The organism is Luteolibacter sp. LG18 (assembly GCF_036322585.1).
GTDB lineage: Bacteria > Verrucomicrobiota > Verrucomicrobiia > Verrucomicrobiales > Akkermansiaceae > Luteolibacter.
On the sequence record NZ_AP024600.1, the window covers coordinates 5272917 to 5295972 of the forward strand.

The window sequence follows — 23056 nt, forward strand, 5'->3', positions numbered from 1 at the left end:
AGCGTGTGACCGATCAGGGCTTCTTCTGCGACTGGTCCTTCTTCGCCGGGGCGGGCTCGGGCTTGAGGCGGTTGTCCTCGATCTTGTCCGAGTAGTCCTGCACCAGCGCCTCCAGACGCGCGCGGGTGATGCCGGTGAACGGCTCGCGCGCCGACAGCGCTTCGCCCACGCCGAACTTGGAATAGCGGTCGAGGATCTCGTTCGCGGTCTTGGCCAGCGCCACGTTCTTGGCACGCTGGTCCTCGACCTTGCGGCGCAGGATCGCGTTCTGGTCGCTGAGCTTCGAGCGTTCGGCTTCCTTGGCGTTGGCGACTCCGCTGGCCTTGGCGTAGCCTTCCTTCCACTTTTCCAGCGCTTCCTTGAACTTGCCGATGAGCTGTTCCTGCGCGGCGTTCTTGCCGGTGAGGTCCTCGATCTGTTTCTTCGCGGTGGTTTGGTCGGCGGCGGCCTGCTTGGTGAGCTTGTCGACCTGCGCGGCGAGTTCCTTCACCTTGGCGTCGTTGACGTCCTTTTCCGCCTGCAGGTTGGCCTTGTCGGCCTCGGCGGTGCGGAGCTGGAGCATGGTCGCCTTGAGCGTTTCACGCAGCTTGGTTTCAGCGGGGCTGGGGCCTTCGGCGGGGGCCGCGGCCAGCGGCAGCGCGAGGGCGAGGAGAAGGAGGAACGGGCGCATCGGTTTGAAAGGTGGAGTCGTTGGGGAAGCGGCTAGGCCTAGAGCCCAGAACCCAGAGTCCAGATTCAAGAGAAGAGGCAGAGGAAGAGCGGACGATCGGAGTCTTCCTCTTGTCTGGGTTCTGGGTTCTGGGCTCTGGGTTCTCCCGGCTTCGCCGGGCTTAGAATTTGGCGTTGAGGTCGATTTGAAGGATGTCGTTGCGGTAGGTCGGCCCGGCGATCTGGTCGGCGCTCATCCAGCGCGCGCCGAGGCGCACCGCCTTGCTCAAGGCGAAGTTCGCGCCGAGCGTGAAGCCCTTGAGGTTGGTGCCACCGCCGCCGAAGTCCGAGTCGGTCAGGCCGTCGACCACCGAGTCGCTCTCGACGTGGCGGTAGCCGAGGTAGGTCTGCCAGTCGCCGAACTTCTCCAGCGCCGCGTCGCCCACGATCAGGTTGACCATCCACGCGGTGTCGCCGCCTTCATAGACGCCGCCCGGGCCCTTGTTGTTGACCGCGAACTGCGCGACGGACGCCTCGTCGAAACCGAGGTTCTTGACGTATTCGCCGACCAGCGAGACACGCACCGGTTCGTAGCCGTCGTAGTCGAGGCGGCCGGTGGCGGTGAGTTCGCGGAACGGCGAGGCCAGGCCGAAGTACTGCCACTGGTTGGTGGTGCCGTTGCCGTTGGAGGGATCGGGCAGGATGTTGCGCAGCGCCATGTAGGTGTTGCCCTTCTGCGCGAAGGACGGGCGCAGGCCATCGGTGTCGCCCGCGTCGCTGCTGGTGAGCGGGACGTAGGGGGTCGAGAGCTTGCCCTTCACGCCGTCGAAGTCGTAGAAGGCCACGCCGAACTTGCCGGTGAGCTTCTCGGCGATCTTCCACTCCACGCCGATCTGGCCGCCGTAGATGTACTTGTCCGTGCTCTCGAACTTGTCGGGCCGGTTCGAGGAGAAGTTGAAGTCGGTGTTGAAGATCGGGAAGGCACCGGCGGTGGCGAAGACCTTGATGTCGTCGTTGAAGCGGAACTTGCCCTTGGCCGCAAAGCCGTCGAAGCCGAGGTCGTCGTCCCAGACGATGTCGGTGTTGAAGAACGGGTTGTCGAAGCGGCCGGCGTAGAGGTTGACGTCGTAGCAGCCGTCCTCGCCGAAGTGGTAGCTGAGGAAGGCGCGGTCGATCCAGATGGCATACTTGCTGAAGTTGCCGCCCTGGCCGTTGCCCGCGGCGCCGAGGCTCTGGTTGGGCGAGGTCGGCGAGTTGTTCTCGCCGGTGGCGAGGCGCAGGCCGGCCGTGAAGCCGTCGTCCAGGTCGATCTCGGCACCCACGCGCGCGCGCAGGCGGAAGCGCTGGCGATCCTGGTCGACGTTGTACTGCGGCGAGAACTGGGTGCCCATCGTGTCGAAGGGCGCGCCGGTGTTGATGGCGTTGAAATTCGGGAACGCGCCGGTGTTGTCGTTGCCGGAGGGGAACAGGCTGTTTTCCGAGCGGACGCGGATGTCGCCGAAGACCTTGTAGCGGCGCACCCATTCCGGGGTGCCGGCGGGCGCGGCCCAGTTCTGCGGACGCGGCGCGGTGAGGATCTCGTGCTTGATCTCCTCGCGCATCTGCGCCTTGACCGTTTCCGGGATGTAGGTGACGCCGACCTCGCCTTCCTGCACGGGTGCAAGCGCCTCCTGCTGGACGGCCGCCTGGATCTCGGCGCGCTGGTGGGCGCGCACGCGGGTGGCATCGGCCTCGGCCTGGCGGATCATGCCCTGGGCCTCGTCCTTCGAAAGGATGCCCTTCTCCACCAGCCGCTGGATCAGGTTGATCGTCACGCTGTCGGACGGGGCCTCGCCGTTTCCTACGGGAGACTCAGTAGCTTCACCCTCCGCGGGGGTGACGCCTTCGGCGGGGAGCTGGTCGAGCGAGGGGATCGCGAGGGACTCGTCCTCGGCGAGCGCCGGATGGAGGGCGAGCGCGAGCAGCGGCGCGAGACGGAGGGGGATGGAACGGACGGACATGGGAACGTGGAAGAAAGACGGATGGGGAAAAACTCAGCGCGAGGCGGTGGCGGGCTTGGTGGCCGAGACCTTGAACGAGATCGGCATCGGGGTGCCCGGCTGCGGGGCTTCGGACATCTGGTAGCCGTTGAGAACGGCCGTGGCGTTGTTGTCGGGACCCTTGGCCCGGGTGACGCGACCGGTGGCGTCCACCCACACGCGGAAGATGCCGCTGAAGGTCGCCGTGCGGGTCCGCGGATCGTTGCGCAGCGCGGTGGCCAGCTCGCGGTTCACCATCCGCGAGTAGGCGTCATACTTGCCGCCGCGGCCACCGCCGAGGGTGCCGGTGCCATTGCCGCCGGGGCCGATGGGCCCCTTGCCGCTGCCGTGGCTGAGGTTGAAGCCGTCGTTGCCGGGGCCTTCGAGGTTCGTGCTCAACGCGGGGGCGGGCTCGGGCTCCGCCTGTGGTGGCGGCGGGGTGTCCTCGATGGCCTCTTGCTTGACCATCTCCTGTTTGACCTCCTCCTGCTTCGGCGGCTCTTCTTTCGGTTTCGGCGGAGGCGGCAGCGGCGGCGGCGGGGCCAGCGTGATGACCACGTTGTCCACCTTCCGCGGCTTCGGCTTTTCCTCGGCCTTCGGGGCCAGCAGGAACGCGCCGCCCGCAAGGACGACGACAGCCGCCCCGGCGATCAGCAGCCAGGGCTTCTTCTTCGGTTCGTCTGGAAGTTCGGTGCTCATAAGAGAGTGATCGGTTGGCAGTGGGCAGTGATCAGAGAAGAGGGAGAGGGCCTGGAACTACTGGATGGGTCGTAACAACGGATCCGCGGTTCTTCTCTTCGTCTTGGATTTTGGATTTAGTGCTTCGTGCTTTCTTCACTTCGCTTGCGTCGCGAGGCCGATCTGGGTGATCCCCAGCCGCCCGAGGACATCCAGCACGTCCATCACCCCCTGGTACTGCACGGCGCGGTCGCCGCGCACGACGACGGGGAACTCGGGCGTGGTCGACTTAAGCGTGCCGAGGCGGCTTTCCAGGTCCGCCAGCGTCACCGGCGTGGTGTTGAGCAGGATCTTGCCGTCCGGCGTCACGGTGATCGCCTGGGTCTTCGGACCGCCCAGCTTCGGCTGGCTCTTGCTGCCGCGAGGCAGGTCGATCTTCGTCCCCTTCACGCCCGCGGTGGTCATGATGATGAAGATCAACAGCAGCACGAGGTAGAGGTCCACCATCGGCGTGACGTTGATGTCGTCGTAGCTTTTTCCGTCGTCGGCTTGCATGGCGTGGGTCGGCGTTGTTTAGGACAGAATTGACAGAATTTTCAGAATTGACGGGAAGAGTCCGGCGTCGGCCTGGGAGGCAATGAGAAGCTCTTCCTTCTGATGTTAATTTTGAAAATTCCGTTAATTCTGTCTGATGAGGCAGGGAGGGTCTGACGATTTGTTTCAGACGGGTTCGAGCGTCTTGGGAACCGGGTGCGCGTTGGCGTGCGCCTGGCTGGCGGTCGCGGGCACCGGCGCGTGCGGCGAGGACTCGCCCGCGGGCGGGTAGAACTCGGCCATCTTCGCGATGAACTCGTCGATGAAGACCTGCATCGTCCCCATGTTCTCTTTGATCCGGCTGTTGAGGTAGCTGTAGATGAAGAGCGCCGGGATCGCGACGATCAGGCCCGCCACGGTGGCGAGCAGCGCGCTGGCGATGCCGGGCGCGATCGAGTTGACGTCCACCTCGCCGCTCTTCGCGATGATGGCGAAGGTGATCATCACGCCCACCACCGTGCCGAGCAGGCCGACGTACGGGCCACCCGCGATGCTCATGGTGAGGAACACCAGGCCCTTGCCGAGGTGGTGGTTCTCATGGACCAGACCGGCGTCCAGGCTGGCGCGGATCGCCTCGATCGAGCGACCGGACAGGCCCTTGGTGCGCGTCTTGTCCCGCTCCAGGCGGTGGCGGATTTCCTCCGAGCCGATGTGGTAGAGGTGGTAGAGCGGCGATTGCTTCACCAGCGCCAGCGTCTTCGCGTCGGCCAGGCCGCCGAAGCTGCTGACGTTGTCCTGGTCGCCGTGGTCCAACGCGGTGAGGTCGCCGGAGAGCTTCTTCCACTGCGACAGGAACGCCTTGCCGCCCTTCTGGATCGAGTTGAGGTAAAAGAATTTCTGCACCGCCACGGTCCAGCCGACGGCGATCATGAGCACGCACACGCCGATGGCCATCCAGCCGTCGAACATCATGTTCTTCGCGATGTCGCCGAAGAGCATGATGTGCTCGAGCGCCGCGCTGTGCTTGCCGCCGCCTTCCGAGCCCTCGACCTCGCCGACGGCCACCGCCTTGGTCGCCGCCTCGCTGGTGCCCTGGGTGAGCGCCGCGAGCTTCAGCCAGCCTTCGGGGCGGGCCACCTTCGAGATCTCCAGTTCGTCGAGTTCGCCGGTGGCGCGGTCCGCGGCCGAGGCACCGCCGATGAGCAAGGGTGCCGTGCTGGCGGGCAGGCCCGCGCCGAGCGACCCGGCGGCCACGCCGTTGACATAGGTCTTGATGACCGCGCCCTCCGCGATGAAGGCAACGTGGCTCCAGGCTCCGGCCGCGATGGGGGCTCCGGCGCTACTACGGGTGCCGTTGTTCTCGACCACCAGCTTGCCGTCGTCGAGCAGCACGCGGAAGCTGTCGCGGCTGAAGAGCACGGCGTTCGGGCGCAGCGCGGCGGGCTTCACCCATGCCGACCAGGTCAGCGCCTGGTTGGCCGTCCACTCGAGCGTCGCCGTGTTCGGAACGCTCACCGGCTCCCCGGCCGCGAGCCGCAGGCCGCCGCCCACCACCGCCCCGTCCGAGGCTTGGCCGGGCTTTTCCGCGTTGTTCTTCGCCGGCGACGAGTCGGCCGGGGCCGCGCCGCGGTCGGCGAAGTGGTAGACCAGCACCGTGTCCGCGTCGTAGGCCGGGGCGCTTTCCGCCGCGGCTTTCGGATTGCCGTAGTAGAGCGTGAACTTCGCCGCGCCACCCTTCACCGCGGGCACCTTCACCCACACGAAGGCCTCGTTCATCACGCAGTCGTATTTCTCGATCTGGTAGGCGAGCTCCTTGCCGTCCTCGCCGATGAAGCGCAGGTCGCTGCCGTCCTCCTTCGCCGAGCCGAACTGGAAGTTGCCGTCGTGCAGGCGCACCAGCACCGTGGCGGATCCGGCGTCGCCCGCGTCCTTCGCGTCGACGGTCACCGGCTGGCGCTGCGTCCACTCTTTGTTCCACCAGTCATTCGCGGCCTGGAGCGGCGAAGCGGCGGTCAAGAGGATCAGAAAGCTGGAGGGGAGGAGGCGCATGTTGAGAGTTGAGGGCTGAGAGTTGAGAGTCGGAGGAAGAGAAGAAGGATCGGGCCGGTTTAGAAATCGCCCCAGACGCGGAAGGTGTAGAGCGGCTGTCGGTCCTGGCCGTTGGAGCGGCGCAGCAGCGGCAGGCCGACATCGAGCGAGCCGTTGTAGTGGTCGAGGAAGCGGCCGCGCGTGCCGAGGCCCACGCTCAGCAGGCTGCTGCCGGGGTCCTGGCCGGGCAGCGGCGACTGGATCGAGGTGAACCCGGCGTCGCCGAAGACGTAGAAGCGCCAGTCGTTCTCCGCGTCGTCCTTGCCGCTGCCGAGCAACGACGGACTCCGTAGTTCGAGCGTCGCCGAGATCGCGTCGTCGCCCAGCGCCTCGCTTTCGAGGTAGCCGCGCACCGTGCCCAGGCCGCCCGCCGCGAACTGCTCGCTGTTGATCAGCGGCTGGCTCGACATCTGGCCCTGCACGCGCGCGAAGCCCTGCAAACCGTATGGCAGGTCCTGCGTCCGCGACAGATCGCCGCGGAAGTAAAGGAAGCTGCCCTCGCTCTTGTAGCGCTTGTTGTCGAACTCATCGGCCGAGGCCCCGAGCCCGCGCAGGTGCAGCGTCACCCCGCCGTTGAAATCCGTCTTACCGCTCTTGCCCTTCAGCGACGCGGTGTAGAGCGCCGTCAGCGGGTAGTAGGTGATCGGCGTCTGCACCGTCGAGCTGCCCGACGTCAGGTTCTCGTCGAAGTGCTTGTAGTCGAAGCCGAAGCTCAGCGACTGGAAGAAGTCCTTGCCCTGAGGCAGCGTCTTGAGCGCGCGCAGCCCGACGATCTCGCCGCGACCCGCCACCGCGAGGCCACCGAGCGTCGAGACGTTGCTGTCCTGCTTCGTGCCCTGCAGCATCAGGCTCCAGCCGTCCGAGTTCGGCAGCGGCGCCATGTAGTAACCCGAGAACACTTTCGCGTCGTCGATGTTCATCGGCGCCACCTGGAAGCTCAGCCCCATCGCGTGGCCGAGTTGCCACAGGTTGTCATACGAGATCGCGCCGTTGAGCCGCAGCTCGGTGGTGTCCGCGCTGTAGCGGTTGTTGAGCTCCACACTGCCGTGCAGCGGCAGCTCGTCCTTCACCTTCAGGTCGATGTCCACCGTCCCCGGCTCCACGCCCGGCCGCAGCTCCGGCGTCACCGTGCGGCCCGCCAGTTGGTTCATTGAGACGAGGTTCTTCGTCACCTCGTTGAAATTGACCACCTTCCCTTCCGCCAGCGCCGGGGCCATCCCCTTGAGCTGCGACGGCGAGGTGTATTGACCGCCCTTCACCCGCAACCGGCCGACCGGGTTTTCCGACACCTCCAGGATCACCGTCCCGCGCTTGATCTGCTGCACCGGGATGCCCACCGACACCGCCTGGTAGCCCTTGTCATGATAGAGCTTTTCCACTGCCGCCCGCGCGCGGTCCACGTCCGCCGGCATCTGCCCCGGCCCGAGGAACGGATACACCGCCTCGCCCACCTCCGCGCTCCCCACCACCCCGCTCTTCACCCCGCGAACCCGATACTCACGGATGTACATGGGGCGGGCCTCACCCTGGGAGCGCGCTTCCTGGACGGTCCAGGCAAAGGCGGCGGCGAAGGCAAGGCGGAAGCTGTATTTGAAATCAAACATGAGGACGGCTCTGGCTAAGAGGAGATCCGGAAAGACTGAAGGCATCCGGGGGGGACGCCGATAGAGACGGGCGGGTCAATCGGCGCTGGTTTCGAGGGCGGTCTGGCGGACATCGGCAAAAGCGGTCCACCCCCACTTGGTGCGGAACAACTCGTCCTCGTAACTGAGGCCGCGTCGCGGATGGCGGGAGGCGACCGGAGCAACCAACGCCTCGTCCTCACCGCCATCCGCGGTCTTTTCGACACTCACGGCGAGCGCCACGCCCGACGTGCCGGACACGGGACGGAAGCCGCGGACCAAAACCGATCCGCGGTTCACGCGCAGCGTGTTTCCAGGCAGGGAGGCTTCGACCGGTGTGAATTCTTCCACGTCATCCACCGGAACCCCGGCCACCTCCGCGGAGGCGACGGGAGCATTCGAAGCCACCCTGCCCGAAGGCGCGTCCGACCCAGCGGACGCCTGCGGACGCGAATCCCCTTCCCGCTTCCGGGATTCCTTTTCCTCCACCACTCCGCCCATCTGTTCCAGCGGACGCTGGCGACCGATCGAGCGCTGGTCGAGTTCACGACGCAACGGCGCGACCGAGCGGTCATGGCTGCGCACGAACAAACTGATCGTGAGCAGGACCGCGAAGACGGCGATGAGGTGGAGGGGTTTCATGGCGGGAAGGAGACTCGCGGATACCGCGGGATTACTTCGGCACCACCAGACCGCCGTCGGTGAAGCGCTGGACCTTGAAGGTACTGTCGTTGAAGAGGCCACCGCCGGAGGGCGCGTCCACGTTCTTGATCTGATCGCGCAGGGCGTTGGCGAAGGTCAGCTTCAGGCCGGTGAGACCGCTCTGCGGCTTGAGGATGCGATTGTAGAGCCAGGCGGTGTAGCGGCCGTTCTGGACGTTCGAACTGGTGAGGTCGACGCCGTTGTATTTCAGCGCCACGCCGCGGTTGCCCACCGGCACCACGCCGTTGCCGCCGAGGATGCGATCGGTGGCGTCGCCCGGGGTCACGTAACCGATGTAGTAACCGGCGGTGGCGTTCGGGTAGAGGAACTGGTTCGTCTGCGTGTCCTCGTCGAAGTACTTCCCCTTGTAGGCATCGGAGCCGAGCGTGACGGTCAGGTTCTGGGCAACGAGGGCACCGGAGCTGAAGCCGCCGTTTCCGAGCGCACTGAAGATGCCGCTGACGGTTTCCGCCGGCCACAGCGCGTGGGAGTTCACGGTGCCGCCGTAGGTGATGCCGCTGGCGGTGGTGGTGCCTGTGACGGACGGCTGCCACACCGAGACGCCGGTGGTGGTGCCCAGGCCGATCTCGGTGTAGGCACCGAAGCGCTGGCCCGCGTCCGTGTTACGGCCGATGGCGTAGACGATCTTGTTCTGGTCGGCGGAGAAGTCGCCGGTGAACTGGGCGAGCGACACCGATCCGGAGGTGTAGAGGAGTTGCGCCAGTTGTGTGGTGATGTTCGCGCCGGCGGTCGGGAAACCCGGGCTGGCATAGAAGCCGAGCGGCGAAACGCCGACGATCTCCTCGACCACGGGATTGTAGGTCACGTTTTCGAACACGCCGTTGAACGGCGAGGTCGACTGGAAGTTCGTGGAGAAACCGAAGTCGGCCTTCCCGATCTCATAGTCCACGTTGAGGTTGGTGGCGGTGAGCGGGTTCGGCACGGAGCCGGTGCCGGTGCCATTGCTCACCACGAAGCGCTGGTCGGTATTGCCCGCCACCGCGGCCACCCCGGCGAGCGCTCCGGAGTAGGAGACCTTGATGATGACCGCGTTGCCGTTGTAGGTGCCGTTCCAGGCACCGAAGTTCGCGCCGGTGGCGGTGCTCAGCGAGCCGGAGGACGAGGTGTTGCCGTTGATGCCCTGGAAGGTCCAGCCGGAGGCGAGGATGTGGGAGATCGCGGTCTGGGTGGCGACGCGGTCGCCGTTCGAGGCCACGATGCGGATGACGGTCTGGCCGGAGGCCGTGCCGCCGAGGGCGAGAACGAGGGCGGCGAGGGCCGCGCTTTTGAACGGTTTCATGGAATGTGGGTTGGGAAGGAGGTTGATATTACGAGGAATGCAGTAGGATTCAGGCGGAGGGACGGCGGCGGCGGGAAACACCGAGCAGCAGACCCGCCGCGGCGATCACGGTGACGGTGGGCTCCGGCACCGGGGTGACGGTGGAGGTGAAGCTCAGCACGCCGGTGTCGCTGATGGTGAAGTAGCCGGGCGTGGTGACGCCGGTGGAGCCGATGCGGTAGAGATCGAGCGCGGTGCCGGCGGTGCCATCGCCGAAGTTGCCCTCGATGCTGTTCCAGCCGCTGAGCGTGCCGAAGTCGGAGGTGCCCGCGGTTCCCACCTGCTTGAAGTAGCTGGAGGCGCTGGACGAATTCGTCTGGAGCACGCCGAAGTTGCTGTTGTCCGTGGACGTGCTGCCCTGGTAGCCGCCGATGCCCTGGAGCACCGGGGTGATCTGGTTGGCGGTGCTGGTGCGGTTCGCGGCGCTCAGGCCGATCCATGGATCGCTCTGCACGCCGACGGTTGCCTGCTCCTTGGACGCGTAGAGCGTGGGGCTGGCTCCCGGGCTGACGCCGAAGATGCCCCACGAGACATCGCCACGGGTATTCCAATCCTCACCGTAGGTGGCCACGAGGTCGGCGCCGACGTTGCCGACGTTCAGGGTGATGGTGGAGCCCGGCGTGGCATCGCGGAACTGCGAATACTGGCCGACATTGACGATGTAGGAGGTGGAGCTGCCCTGGCCGTCGGTGGCGCGGAAGGCGACGAAGATGTCGCCGGAAGCCGGTGCCGCGACGACGACGGAGCCCCGCGCCGTGACAGCCCCGAGGGCCACGCCGGCGATGGCGAAGAGGATCGCCCGCAGTGTTTTGGATTGAAGTTTCATCTGTCTTTCGAAGTGTTCGGGAATGGCTGGCCCGCGCGTGGCGGAGCCGGGGGATGCGGGAATCGACCGCCGCGTGCGCTTGTGGTCGGACCCGGGTCTCGGGTGGGGAAAAGGCCTCCGGGAGTGCCGGTCGGTGGGAAATCTCGCGTGCCGCGCGCGGCGACACGCCAACGCTCATCGACAGCAACAGGTGGAGCAGGTCATCGGACAAATGAGGGGATGGGAGGAACGATCACTGCGAAACGCGCACGCGGTAAAACCCGGTGGGTCTGGCGCGGCGGACAACGTCGGTATCCAGGAAAGTGTGGAGCGCGACGCCGGTGGAGGCATAGGTGCCGACCGTCTGCCACGATCCGGTGGCAAGCGTCTGCGAGTACTCCACCGTGTAGGTGCGGGAGGAGATCACGTTGAAGTTCACGTGGACGCCATCCCCGGCCGGAGCCACGGACTGGAGGCGGAAGAAGTCCGAGGCATCGTTCGGGTTCGTGCCCGCGAGCGTCTCGTTGTCATCGGTGATGCCGTCGCCATCGGTATCCGAGGAAGGCGCGCTCGGCACCACGTTGGTGAAATGGACCGTGCCGGAGCTGTTGATGCTGAAGCTGCCCACCGTGGTCACGCCGGAGGCGGCGATGCGGTGGAGATCGAGGATGGTGCCCGAAGCGCCATTGGCGAAGCTGCCCTCAATGCTGCTCCACTGGCTGAGCGACCCGAAGTCGCTGGTGCCCGCGGTGGCCACCTGCTTGTTGTAGCTGGAGGCATCGGCCGAATTCGTCTGGAAGGTGGCCACCAGGCTGTTGTCGGTGGAGAGGCGGCTCTTGTATCCGCCGATGCCCTGGATCACCGGGCTGATGTTGTTCGCGGTGGTGGTGCGGGCGTTCGAGGCCAGCGCGGCCCACGCGGTGCTGCGGACATTCAACTGGGTGCGCTCGCGAGAACCGTAGACGATCGGGTTGCCGTTGTTCGGGCGGAAGGAGAAGATGCCCCAGAAAAGATCGGCGCGGGTATTCCACTCATCGCCGTAGGTCGCCTTCAGGTCCTCGCCGAGATCGCCGAGGTTCGCCACATCGAAGGAGCTGTTCGTGGCCGCGAGGGTGAACTGGGTGTCGACGCCGAGCTTCACCAGGTAGGAAGTCGCGGCTCCCTGGCCATCGCTGGCCCGGAACGCGAGGAACACATCGCCCGTCACCGGGTCCGGCACGGCGGGATTGACGGCCCGCGCGGCGGGGGCAATGGCCAATACCAGGCTCGTCAGCGCGTAGAGGGCATGTCGTGTGGAAAGGGCACTCATGGTGGCGGAAATTTTTAATCCGGATAATTTAAACCAGACTTTTTGGTATGCTTTAAAAGCGTGGAAAAGGGGGCGGAGGATGGTGGTGGGGGCCACGGCAGGACCGTGGAATATCCAGGCATCTCCGACGGAATCATCGGAGCATGGGAGCCGATCGCTTCCCCAGGCGGGGGATCGCGGGCGATTCTGGCCTATTTCCCGAGGATGATCGGGTCAACAGACGGTCTGGAGCGGGCCGACAGTTCCCACGGAGGTGGGTCACTGGCTCGGACTTGAATCACCGCACATCAATCTCATCATTTTAGTGTAGATTAGAAGTGCGGCTGCCGACTTCTTAGACCCCGTATTCCACCTGTCAAACTTATTTCGATCAAAAAGAGGGGGATTCACCGAGATCTTTGATTCCACGTTCGCCAGCGAAAGCCGAGCTCGCCCGCGGATTCCCCGCGGCGTGCGATTCACCCGTAGGAATCCGGCATGGTCTGGTAGGATGGCGTCATGCCGCCCCGCCTTCGCGAAACATCCCCTGCTCCACGGCGTAGCCAGCGGATGTTGAAATCGGGACGTTCGTTCGCACTGCTCACCGGATGCCTGCTGGCCCAGGCCGCCATCGCCGCACCACCGGCGGGCAAGGTCCACGACCCCTCCTCCATCGTCCGCAACACGAAGCTCTCGTGGTTCTTCAGCACCGGTCCCGGAATCAAGTCCTTCAGTTCTTCCGACCTCACCAACTGGTCGCCCGGCCCGCCGGTCTTCAAGACCTTCCCCGCCTGGCACAACGAGCAGGTACCCGGCAACAACGGCTACCTGTGGGCTCCCGATCTCATCTGGCGCGATGGCCGCTACTGGCTCTACTACTCCGTCTCCACCTTCGGCAAGAACCACTCAGCCATCGGGCTGGCCACCTCCCCCACCCTCGATCCACAGGACCGTCTCTATGGCTGGAAGGACGAAGGCTTGGTGATCCAATCGAAACGCGGCAACGACTACAACGCCATCGACCCCGCGATCTTCCAGGGCGCGGACAAGCGGCTGTGGATGGTCTTCGGTTCCTTCTGGTCCGGCATCCAGCTCGTGCCGCTCGATCCCGTGACCGGTCTTCTGAAAAAGGACGCCAAGCCGCAGCGCATCGCGTGGAGCGAACAGATCGAGGCCCCCGCCCTCATACAGCACGGAAAATTCCACTACCTCTTCGTGAACCACGGCCTGTGCTGCCGCGGGGTCGACAGCACCTACGAGATCCGGGTCGGCCGCAGCAAGACGGTGACCGGCCCCTACCTCGACAAGGACGGCCGCGAAATGACCACCGGTGGCGGCACCCTTTTCCTCGGCACCGAGAAGCCGTTCATCGGCCCCGGCCACTTCGCCACCATTGAAGGCTACCCCGGCACCCGTTTCAGCTTCCACTACTACGATGGCAATGCGAACGGCTTCTCGAAGCTGGGCATCCGCGAGCTGGAGTGGACCGAAGACGGCTGGCCCCGCGCGGGCAAATGGGTGATGCCCGAGGCGAAGTAGCGCGTTTACTTCTCCGGCCTCTGCTGCGAGTACGCCAGCGGCGAGACCTTGTCGCGGTAAACGATGCCCGCCGGGGAGAGCGTGCCGTCCTTCGCCTTCACCTCGCGGACGGCCTCCACCCAGTTGTAGATGGCGTAGCGTTCCACGTAGGGCGTCTGATCGAGCATCTCGATCATCTTCTCCACCGCCGCGGCCTGCTGTTTGGGATTCGGATCGGGGGCCGTGGTCCAGTTCGCGCCGTTGTTCCACTCGGTGATCCACAGCGGACGCTTCACGCGCTTGTGGATGCCATCGAGGAAGGCGCGGAACTGCTCGGCGGCGGCGCGCGGATCGTTCGGGTCGGCGACGGCCCGGTAATAGTGCACCGGCACGAAATCGACGCGCAGCCCCTTCTGATCCGCCTTGTCGATGAATTGGTAGAGCCAGTTCAGCCCGCCATCGGAAGGGGCGGGCGCACCGAGGCGCAACCCGGTGGCCATCAGCTCGGGCCACGACGCGATCGCCTCGTCCACGGTGAGCTTCGCCTGATCCGGTCGGTCCGGCTCATTGTAGCCGAGCAGGTGCAGCGAACCGCGCGCCTTCCAGTCCTGGTTCAGCCCGGGCCACCAGCGCTTCTGACGGATCGGCACGTATTCGAGGTCCGGTGTCGAGTTGGTGCTGATGTTCCAATCATAGAACCAGCCGAGATTGAGATCCTGCCAGATGCCGCCGGCCACGCCTTTCTTGCTCGTCCATCGCCACGGGAAGATCCGCACGAACTTCAACGAGTTCTCCAGACCTGCGGGCAGCGACGACACCTCAACATCGTGGTCCTGTGCGACGTAGTTCCGGCTCACGCCGCTGCCATCCGCATTCGAGGCGATGGTGGCCATGTAACCGCGCTTCAGCCGGAACGATCCGAAGTTCGACGTCAGCACGCCCAACTTCAGGACATCATAGTTCACGTAGCTCTGGAGCGGTATCGCCGGCCCGGAAAGCCCCTTCGAGGTGAAGGCGGTCAGCGCCGGGTAGTCCGGCCCCTGCGGAATCACCACCGAGCCGTTTCCATACGCGGTCACCCGCACGTTCTGGCCTACCACCGCCGGCGCGCCGTAGACCTTCATCGATTTCACGGCACCGTCGATCACCTTGGAAGCGGGCGTGTTGTCGAACACCAGCCACGCGTCCGGCGATCCGAAATTCACCGTCCCCCGACCCGCCGCGGACTTGTCGGTCACGTGCAGTTCGGACGCTCCGGTGAGCGTTAGCGGGCGATCGCCCAGCGCGGGAACCGTCTGCGAGGCATAGCCCTTCCCGGTCTGCGGCCCCGGCTCCGCCGGAAACGCGAACGGCCGACCGTCCTCGTCCGCCGTGCGGAACAAGTAGACCTGATCCTCCGGGCTGAACTTGTCGAAGGAGAATTCCCGCATACGGTTGCCCGCGGCCTTCAAGGTGACCATGCCCTTCTGGATCGAAAGCAGCTCCGCCTCCACCGGCTCCTGCCCGCTGATGAAGCACCATTTCCGCATTGGACCCGCCGACACCGTGGATGCCAGCGCGAGCAGCATCCCCGCCACGACACAGGATCCGGCAGACGAGAGGCGGAGGGATCGAGAAAGCGACTTCGGGGCGTTTCGCATGAGGGTATCGATCACTGTCGCTCCCCGCGTCCCCGGCGCAATCTCCAAGATGCCAACCACCCGTTCGGGGGGGCTTTGTAGCACAAGCCTTCGTGCTTGTGAATGTGCGCGGCGGAATGGCTCCCCCACTCCCCACGCCACTCCCGGGGCATATCTATTTCTCGTCCTTGAACATCGAGAGCAGGTGCGGGCAGGCGTTTTCCTCCTCCAATCCGCGGCGCACCCCGCGGCGATCCGCTTCCGAGCGGTTCTGGCTCATCTTCCATTTCCCCTCGAGGCGCTCGATCGGGATCTCGATGCCCGCGATGGCCGGCAGCAGCGCGGCGATGAACTCCGCGGGCGCGTCCTCGACCTCCCATGGCACATTACGCCCCTGCTCGTGGGCGAGCGTCAGTTCATCGATCTGCTGGCGCAGCCAGCCCTCGTCCTCGATCACGCGCGACGTGCCATAGGCATGGACGACCACGTAGTTCCAAGTCGGCACCACCTTGCCGTGCTCCTGCTTCGCCGCATACCACGAGGGCGTGATGTAGGCCTCGGGCCCTTGGAAAATCACCAGCGCCTCCGTGCCAGCGCGGAGATCGGCAAGCTGGCCGTTGGCCTTCGCCAGATGCGCTTTCAGTATCCCCTTGCCGGTGGAGGTATCCACCGTGAAGGGAAGATGGCTCGCCTGGAGTCCATGCTCCCCGCTCGTGACCAGCGTCGCGAGCGGATGTTCCTTCATCAGGGCATGAAGCACGTCCAGGCGCTCCTCGCGGAATGCTTGGGGATTGTACATGGAACGAACACGGCAACCACCGTGCGGAGGAGAATGTAGAGGGAAACGCCCCGCTGTCGATCCAGAGTGCAAGCCGATCCCGGACGCTCAACCGCACTCTTCCACCAACAGACCGATATTCCTCAATTGCTCCGCGAACACCTGCGGATCCGCCACTTCCGTGAGCCATTCCCGACGCTCCACGTCCCATAGCTTCTAGAGACCATTCTCCACCATTTCAAAATATCCCAACCCATACTGGCAGCCGCAACAGGGACAAATATCGAACGAGAATCCGAGGCATTCTCCGCCCGTCACCGGCCACTGGTCCGACTCAAAAGCCACCCCGCACACCGGACACGCCGTCACCGCCGGCTCGGATGCCAAGCACCGAATTGTCCCGAATTCGATTCCCCAGGCCACGATCTTGTTTTCGATCCACTCCAATTTCTCCACACTCCTTTCAAGACAGGGCACTCGGAGCTGACAAGGAGGAACCTCTCCTCCCTTCACCACTCCGGTAGATACCCCTTGCTCCACGCCGGCCGGTCCCCGGGCTTCTCCCGGGAACTGACTGCCTCGACCACCTCACCGGAACGGAGGTCGAACTTCACGGCCCACATCAGGCTGTGCTCGTTGCTGCTGACGATCACCAGCGTGGAGTCGTGGTCGGCAAAACACCACTTTTCGATGATGAACCGCTCAAAGGCAGCGTCGAAATCGCGGAGCGTCCCATCCGGCAAGCGCACGCGGACGCTTGCCTTGCGAAGCGCCAGGCGCACCGGGTCAATCTCCTGGTAACGACACCAGCCGACATGCCCGGCGGCCGACACCTTCGGATCATGGCACTGCCCGAGCTTCGTCCACCGCTCGGTATGACCATCGGAGAAACGGACACGCACGTTTCCCACCGTGATGGAACCCTCACCCGCCAGCGTCTTCCCTTCAATAAAAGCGGAAACCGGTTGAGGTGCCGCGAACAAGCCGGAGCAGGAAAGGAGGGCCGCGACGATGACCTGGAAGTGGAACATGGATGACATCCGGACGAGCTGGACCGGGCGATTCTTTCACCACCCCGCCACCGCCGGTTCGAGGACTTCGCATCCTTCCGGCACGGCCCAATCACCGCTGCGGAGTTGGCCCCAAGTGGCGTATTCCTTAAACCAGGCGCGTTCCTTTTTCTTCGGCTTGTTCTCCACGCTGGCATCCCACCACGGCTTCGGGCCTCCGGTGTAGTGGAGGATCCCGTAGTTCTCGTACCACTCGCGCTCCGGCCGCACGACCTCCGGGAACAGGCGTTGGTAGCACTTGTCCAGATCGCCGTTGTAAACAATACGGTTCCAGCGGTCGTCCATCACCTTCAGGCGGCCGCGGGTCGCGGCAACGAGCGATTTCTGCTCATCGCGGCCGATGCGGGCGTGGAGGTCGAGAAGACGGCTCCAGGTGTCGTCCCGCATTTCCTGGAGATGGAGAAGCGGGCCCATCTTGTAGAAGTCATAGTCCCCGAGTGCGGCGAGATCCTCCGGAAGCGGACACGCGTTCCGCAGCTTGTAGCCGAAGGCGCAGGCCTGCACGAGCTGCCCCTCGAAGGGTTCGAAATAGGCGCGGGCGAGATCGGTGGTGGCGATCTGGTCGTGGTCCATGATCCAGCAGCGGTCCCAATGAGCCGGATGATCGTGGATGACCTGAAGGCGATCGAAGGAACAGGCGTGGGACCACCAAGGATAATAGCCACCACGGTCGACATCCACCCGGATGAATTCCACCAACAGATTCCTGACATGGAAGCTCTCCGGTTCGAACCCGCGGCAGTAACAGCGGAGATGGACGGGATGAACGGTGCGCCGCACGATGCTGTGCAGCAGGGTGGCGTTGACGCCGAGGCCCTTTTCATCGCTGCTGATGGCGAGATTGATCGATGGCAGCTCCGTCCCGGCCAAGCCCTGCTCCACCATGGAATCCCGCCATGTGGCGTGAAGCGGGGTCAACCGTGGAGCCCATGCAAAGTCCTCCTCCATCCGCGGCACCACCTCCGGTGGCGGGGCGGGCACGGGAGTTTCCGGGCAAAGGCGCAGCCACCGCTCCGGCAGGATCTCCCAGGGACGCCCGCGCAGGAAACGATCTGGCCCGATGACAAGATGGGACTCCCCGCCACGGACATGCTCCGCCAACCATGCCGCCCACCATCCGAAGGTGCTGTTGGAAATGACATGTGCCGCACAGCCGAGGAGGATTTCAAAATCCGTGAACAGGTCCGCCGGGGCCATCACCTGCACGTCCGCCGCGGCGGCGAGATGTTCGCGGCACCAACTGGGATCGTCCGAGACCACGAGGAACCATGGCCGCTCGACCAGCCCGCGCATCCGCTCCAGGGCGGCGAGGTAGTAGCCAGGGCCGCACAGGTCGTGCAGTGGATGGTTCACGAAGTCCCCCCGCCGCACGTGCACCCCCACTGGAGTGTAGCCATCCGGCACGGCGGTGGCGCGCGGAACAAACGTGGCAAGGAAGAACTCCGCCACTTCTCCGGCCGCGTCCGCGAAAAGGCGCTCGTTTTGGAAATGACCGTCCATGAACACCACCCCGCCATTCATTCGGGCGGCGTGATGCCTCAGGTGGCCTTCCGCCCCCTCCACGTAGTCGTCCACCAGGAACGTTTCACAGTCCCCTGCCGCGGGCGAGGGAACCAGGGCCACCCCGAATCGCTCCAATGCGAACCCGCGGCTGACCTCGTGCCAGCAAGCCTCCAGCGGCAGACCACACCGGCGCGCCAGCGAGAGTCCGGCGGCATACTGGAACATCTGGTTGCCCAGACCACCCTGGAGCCGGACGACGATCCGTTCCGGTCCGGAGCGGGGTTCACCGAGGTCGATCTTGTCCGCCGGGTAGTCGAACCAGCGGAGATGCACGTTGCCGTGCGCATCCACATCCCAGGTCCCGCCGTCGTCACACGACAACCGCGCGAAAGTTCCATCCTCGTGGAGTTCCACCTGATCCTGCCAGTGCGCGTGGCTGATGGTCATCACGTGCCACGGCTCGGCACGACAGAGAGCATGCACCGCGCGCATCCGCCGTGGATCGAGCCAGTGGGACGTCACCACGTCGTTGTCGCGGCGCGGATAGCGCTTCGCATGATGGCACAGCCTCGGTGTCGCGAGGAAGCGGCCGCCACACAGAACGGCCGCAGCCCCGCTGATGATGAGATCTTCCGCACCGGTCGCCGGCAGCGTTTCATCAGCGACCAGACATTCCACCAACCGGCGGGAGAGCAGATAGCCCGCTCCGCCGCTGGCCGCACGCCGGCCTGGCATGAAGGCCGCGTCGCCCACGTGATCGTAACCCTTTCCGGCCAAGTCCCGCAAGCGGTCCAGCGCCACGTAGGTGTCGTCGTCACACTTGAACAGCCACCCGAAATCATCCTCCGCAAGCATCTGGCGGAAGAATCCCAGCACCTTCGCCGGGAGATGGGCGTAGTCATCCGGCACACCGCGGACCACCACCACATCATCCTCCACCGGCTCCTCCCCCTCGCCGACGAAAAACACCACGCGCATGTTCCCCGGCATTCCACGCATCCACGTTTCCCGCACCGCAACGCGCTTCTCGGCATACCTGCGGCAACTACACACGCCCACCAGGATCGGCTTATCTCCACCCCACGGCGGAACGATCGGATCGAGGACACAAACGGCTGACTTCTCCATATGCAAATCGGACAGAAAACCTGTCATGGGTGAGACATAAACAATGACTCACCCACCCTCCATGGCGGATTGCGGATAGGGAATCAAAATCCATCCGAGCCGCCATTTCACAGATGGCGGGGCCTGTCCGCCCCCCCGAGCAAGGAAGCCTTCGATCCAGCCTCTGCCCGGCCGGATCATCCCGGACCAGGCAGTTCCAAACTCTCTGGACCCCGCCCTCAATGCCCCGCTCCGCCGCCCGCGTCGATGTCCGGGCTGGCGGTTTTCACGCGGCGGTATTCCACGCTGCCCTCGTTTTCGGGCAGCGCCGGTCCGGCGTAGTTGACCGCCAGTTCCGCCACCGAGGCGGACTCGTCCGAGCCGAAGCCCGAAAGCGCCGTGAGCCGCAGTTGCTTCGCGGTCACCCTCTTGCCGAACGCCACCGTCTGCGGGTCGAAGGTCGAGGCAAGCTGCCCCTGTGCCACCGTCTGCCAAGCCGCGCCGTCGTCGCTGGTCTCCAGCTTGTACTCGCGGATGTCCCCCTGATGCTCGCGGTGGTTCTGGCGCGGCATCACCACCAGACCGGTCATCGCCACCGGCTGTGGGAAGGTCACCACGATCTCGTGCGGCGGCTTCGGATGCGGGTTGTTCTTCACGTCCGCGCTGCACCAGTAGGTGTTCGGGTCGCCATCGACGATGCCGTTCGCCGGTTGGCCGTCGGCGGTCGCGGTGGCGTTGAGTTTCTTCATGACGAGGTTGTCGAAGAACAGCCCGCCGAACTCCGCCGGGGTCACCGCGGTCTTTGGCTGGAACTTGTCGCCCGCCATGTAGTCGAGCAGCGAGCGGTGCAATTGCAGGCCCACCGGGGCGGCGGTCAGGTTCGCCGAACAAACGAGCAGCTTGCCGGTGCCGACCGTCGCCTCGAAGACCACGCCCAACTTGTAGTTGCGGTTCCAATCGTCCACCGCGGACACGATCGGCTTCAGCCCTCGCGGCATCTTGTCGAGGTTCACGGCGCGGGTTTTCGAGACAATCTCGGACCACTGCCAGCCGCAGGATTCATCGGTCGGGAATCCGGCGAGCGCGGGCGATTTCGTATCGCACCACAGCCCGAGCATGCGGCCCCAGTTCGGCCCCATCAGCGCGTTCCAAAAAATCGGCACGCGCGCCAGCGGCGGGCTCGTCCAGCCGAGATCCGCGAGGCGCGGCGTGAACAGCACCTTCTTGCCCTCAGCCAAGGCCTTCGTCGCCTCGACGGGAGAACTCGTCTCCACCACCCCGGCCGACACCGCGGCCTCCTTGTCCGCCGGATAGAGCCAGAAGTCCCAGGTATTCTCATACCCGCCCACCTTCACGGCGAGCGTGTAACGCTCCGGCGCAGCGAGCTTGGAGAGATCCGTGGTGATCTTGCCCAGCGGCTGGTTCTTCCCGAGCGTCAGCGTGCCCGCCTTGAACTTGCCCTCGGCATTCACCGCCCCCGCTGCATCGCTGATCCGCCACGCGGCATCGCCCGCCTCCAGCGGCGCGACCCCGAAATTCGCCACCTCCACCGGCACCTCGAACTTGTCGGCCGTCGTGAACGTCCGTTGCTTCAGGCGGGCCAGCGGCACCACCGTGTTGCAGAACTTCTTGAAGCCCTCGGGCGTCGAGTAGCCCTTGCCATTCCACATCGGATCGAGCACCCCGATCAACGCCGTGCCCTGGCCGGTGTAGTCGTGGAGGTCCAACAACTGGAACCCGCCGAGCCCCGGCGTGCGCAGCGCCGCCTCGATCTCCTCCTTGTAGCACGCCAGTTGCAGCGCGCCGGACGCCCGCGCGAACGCCGCGTTGTCCTCCAGCAGCCCGTGCTTCGCCGCGGAATCACGGAAAATCTCGTAGTTCCCCGGACGCATGAAGCCCTTGAACTTCTCGATCACCCGGAAATCCGGATACGCGCACCACTGACCGACCTCGTGGGAAACCACCGGCACGCCCAGGCCATCGATCGACTTCTGGAAATCGCGACCGAACCACCCGCTGTCACCGCGCACGCGGTTGTTGCCGACCCGGCCCACCGCGAGATAATCCGCGCCGTCGTTGAGCGGTTCGGACACCGCCTCGATCAGCGACCAGCCGGTGTCCGGGGTGTAGAGCCTCCGCGGGTCCGCTCCGCGGAAATGCTGCACCCACTCCGGCAGCACCTGCTTCCAGCGCCCCGCCGCCTCGTTGCTCGCGGACAGGCACAGGAACGACGGGTGGTTGCCGTAGCTCGCGATGATCCGTTCGGTTTCGGTGTAGAGCTGTTTGGTGATCTCGCTGCCCGGCGAGAACGGGTTCCACATCCCCGGCTCCGGCTGGAGATAGAAGCCGAGTTCATCCGCCGCCTCGAATGCCGCCTCCGGCGGGCACCACGAGTGGAAGCGCATGTGGTTCAGGCCATGATCCTGGCAGATCTTGAAAATCCGTTTCCACTCCGCCGTGTCGGTCGGCGGATAGCCGGTCAGCGGAAAGTCGCCGCCGAAGTGCGTGCCGCGCAGGAAAGCCGGACGACCGTTGAGCATGAACCGCGGTCCATCGGCCCGGAAGTCCCGGAAGCCGAAAGTCGTTTCCAGGTTCTGCTCGATGGACTTGCCCGCCACCTCGCCCCGCACCGCCACCCGCAGCTTGTAGAGCGCGGGCGTGAACTCGTCCCACATCTTTACGCCCTCGCACGGCAGCACCGTTTCCAGCGCCGTGCTCTTGTCGGCGCTGTCGAAGTCCACGCTCACCGGAGCCATCTTGAACGGCGCGGCATTCGGGCCAGCCTCGATCAGGAACGATACCTTCCCCGCCGCCTTTCCACCGGTGGCATTGTTCACGTGGACCCGCACCCGGGCGCTCTTCGCATCAGCCGCGGGAAACACCTGCACGTCCTCCGCCCACACCGCGGGCGTCGCGCGCAGTTCGGTCTTGCCCACGATCCCGTTCCACGCGTTGGTCAGCGAATCGGAAACCCCGTGCGAGTCCGGGCGGTAGGGCAGGATCATCCGGTTGTCCACGCGCACCGTGAGGCGATGCTTGCCGGGAGCCAGCAGGCCGAAGTCGAACTCATGCGGCGTGCACAGGCTGAGGCACGACCCGATCTCCTTGTCATCCAGCCACACCGTCGCCTTCCACTTCGGACGTTCCAGGAACAAGGTCGTCCGCTTGCCGCTCCAGCCTTTTGGAATCTCGATCTCGCGCTGGTACCACGCCGCGCCGAGATAGTGCCGCGGTGGCTGGCACAGGAACGGCACCTTCACGTCGCCCGCCTTGGTGTAGGGCGCGTAGTCCGCGCGCTGGTGCCAGGTGCGGTCGTAGAGCGAAAGCACCCAGGGCGTCGTCGTCGAAATTTCATCGCCGTATCCCTGCGCCTCCAGGATGCCGGGGACCTGAATCTTGTCCGGCAGTTCCTTCTTCGGCCACGCCTCGTTGATTCCTACATCCGAGCGGTCGAGCGCGAAACGCCACGCACCGGCGAGGCCGACGGTTTCATCGGGCGCGGCCGCCGCGCACATCATCGGGAGCAGCGCCTGAGCGCACAAAAGGAGCTTTCGCATGGGAATCAGAAGACTGGGTTTCGATCAACAACCGGACCATTCGCGGAATCCATCCCCCACTCCACCATGCAGCGGACGGAGGTTGTCGACAAGCCATGATCCAACATCCTGGAGCCCATCTTCCATCCCTCCCTTCTACTGCAAATGGGGTATACCGGATCGAAGTGCCCCCTCTCCAATCC

Annotated in this window: 16 protein-coding genes; 1 reads left to right on the top strand and 15 read right to left on the bottom strand. The window is 65.1% G+C overall.

Features of this window, described 5'->3' with window-relative positions:
* Window positions 1-13: 13 nt before the first annotated feature.
* From llg_RS20990 to llg_RS21035, 10 genes are all read right to left on the bottom strand, one after another.
* Entirely contained in the window at window positions 14-670 is a 657-nt protein-coding gene (locus llg_RS20990) for a hypothetical protein (RefSeq protein ID WP_338287010.1), read from the bottom strand.
* 160 nt (window positions 671-830) lie between these two features.
* A complete protein-coding gene (locus llg_RS20995; protein WP_338287011.1) occupies window positions 831-2648 on the bottom strand; it encodes a putative porin in 1818 nt (605 codons plus the stop codon).
* Between the two features lie 33 nt (window positions 2649-2681).
* Window positions 2682-3365 (bottom strand): hypothetical protein, encoded by a 684-nt coding sequence (locus tag llg_RS21000; RefSeq protein ID WP_338287012.1) that lies wholly within the window; start codon window positions 3363-3365, stop codon window positions 2682-2684.
* A gap of 135 nt (window positions 3366-3500) precedes the next feature.
* Window positions 3501-3899 (bottom strand): biopolymer transporter ExbD, encoded by a 399-nt coding sequence (locus tag llg_RS21005; protein ID WP_338287013.1) that lies wholly within the window; start codon window positions 3897-3899, stop codon window positions 3501-3503.
* Window positions 3900-4064: 165 nt separating this feature from the next.
* Window positions 4065-5927, bottom strand: a complete 1863-nt coding sequence (locus llg_RS21010; protein ID WP_338287014.1) for a DUF2341 domain-containing protein — start codon at window positions 5925-5927, stop codon at window positions 4065-4067.
* A 59-nt stretch (window positions 5928-5986) separates the two neighbouring features.
* Window positions 5987-7570: a ShlB/FhaC/HecB family hemolysin secretion/activation protein gene (locus llg_RS21015; RefSeq protein ID WP_338287015.1), complete on the bottom strand. Its 1584-nt coding sequence runs from the start codon at window positions 7568-7570 to the stop codon at window positions 5987-5989.
* A 75-nt stretch (window positions 7571-7645) separates the two neighbouring features.
* Window positions 7646-8230 (bottom strand): hypothetical protein, encoded by a 585-nt coding sequence (locus llg_RS21020; RefSeq protein ID WP_338287016.1) that lies wholly within the window; start codon window positions 8228-8230, stop codon window positions 7646-7648.
* A gap of 31 nt (window positions 8231-8261) precedes the next feature.
* Entirely contained in the window at window positions 8262-9590 is a 1329-nt protein-coding gene (locus llg_RS21025; RefSeq protein ID WP_338287017.1) for a hypothetical protein, read from the bottom strand.
* A 49-nt stretch (window positions 9591-9639) separates the two neighbouring features.
* Window positions 9640-10455 carry a hypothetical protein gene (locus llg_RS21030; RefSeq protein ID WP_338287018.1) on the bottom strand — a complete coding sequence of 272 codons (816 nt, stop codon included), beginning with the start codon at window positions 10453-10455 and terminating at the stop codon, window positions 9640-9642.
* Between the two features lie 232 nt (window positions 10456-10687).
* Complete coding sequence (locus llg_RS21035) at window positions 10688-11743, bottom strand: hypothetical protein (RefSeq protein WP_338287019.1); 1056 nt, start codon at window positions 11741-11743, stop codon at window positions 10688-10690.
* Between the two features lie 549 nt (window positions 11744-12292).
* Here llg_RS21035 and llg_RS21040 point away from each other — a divergent pair.
* The gene (locus llg_RS21040) at window positions 12293-13261 is read left to right on the top strand and encodes an arabinan endo-1,5-alpha-L-arabinosidase (protein WP_338287020.1); all 969 of its coding nucleotides are present in this window, start codon (window positions 12293-12295) and stop codon (window positions 13259-13261) included.
* A gap of 5 nt (window positions 13262-13266) precedes the next feature.
* Here the strand turns inward: llg_RS21040 and llg_RS21045 are convergent, their stop codons facing one another.
* The 5 genes from llg_RS21045 to llg_RS21065 all read right to left on the bottom strand — a co-directional run bounded on the left by llg_RS21045 (window position 13267) and on the right by llg_RS21065 (window position 22874).
* Complete coding sequence (locus llg_RS21045) at window positions 13267-14880, bottom strand: glycosyl hydrolase (protein WP_338287021.1); 1614 nt, start codon at window positions 14878-14880, stop codon at window positions 13267-13269.
* A gap of 154 nt (window positions 14881-15034) precedes the next feature.
* Window positions 15035-15658 carry an FMN-binding negative transcriptional regulator gene (locus llg_RS21050; RefSeq protein WP_338287022.1) on the bottom strand — a complete coding sequence of 208 codons (624 nt, stop codon included), beginning with the start codon at window positions 15656-15658 and terminating at the stop codon, window positions 15035-15037.
* Between the two features lie 488 nt (window positions 15659-16146).
* Complete coding sequence (locus tag llg_RS21055) at window positions 16147-16677, bottom strand: hypothetical protein (protein WP_338287023.1); 531 nt, start codon at window positions 16675-16677, stop codon at window positions 16147-16149.
* A gap of 27 nt (window positions 16678-16704) precedes the next feature.
* Window positions 16705-19188 (bottom strand): alpha-1,2-fucosyltransferase, encoded by a 2484-nt coding sequence (locus tag llg_RS21060; RefSeq protein WP_338287024.1) that lies wholly within the window; start codon window positions 19186-19188, stop codon window positions 16705-16707.
* Window positions 19189-19556: 368 nt separating this feature from the next.
* Window positions 19557-22874: a discoidin domain-containing protein gene (locus tag llg_RS21065; RefSeq protein WP_338287025.1), complete on the bottom strand. Its 3318-nt coding sequence runs from the start codon at window positions 22872-22874 to the stop codon at window positions 19557-19559.
* Between the last annotated feature and the right edge of the window lie 182 nt (window positions 22875-23056).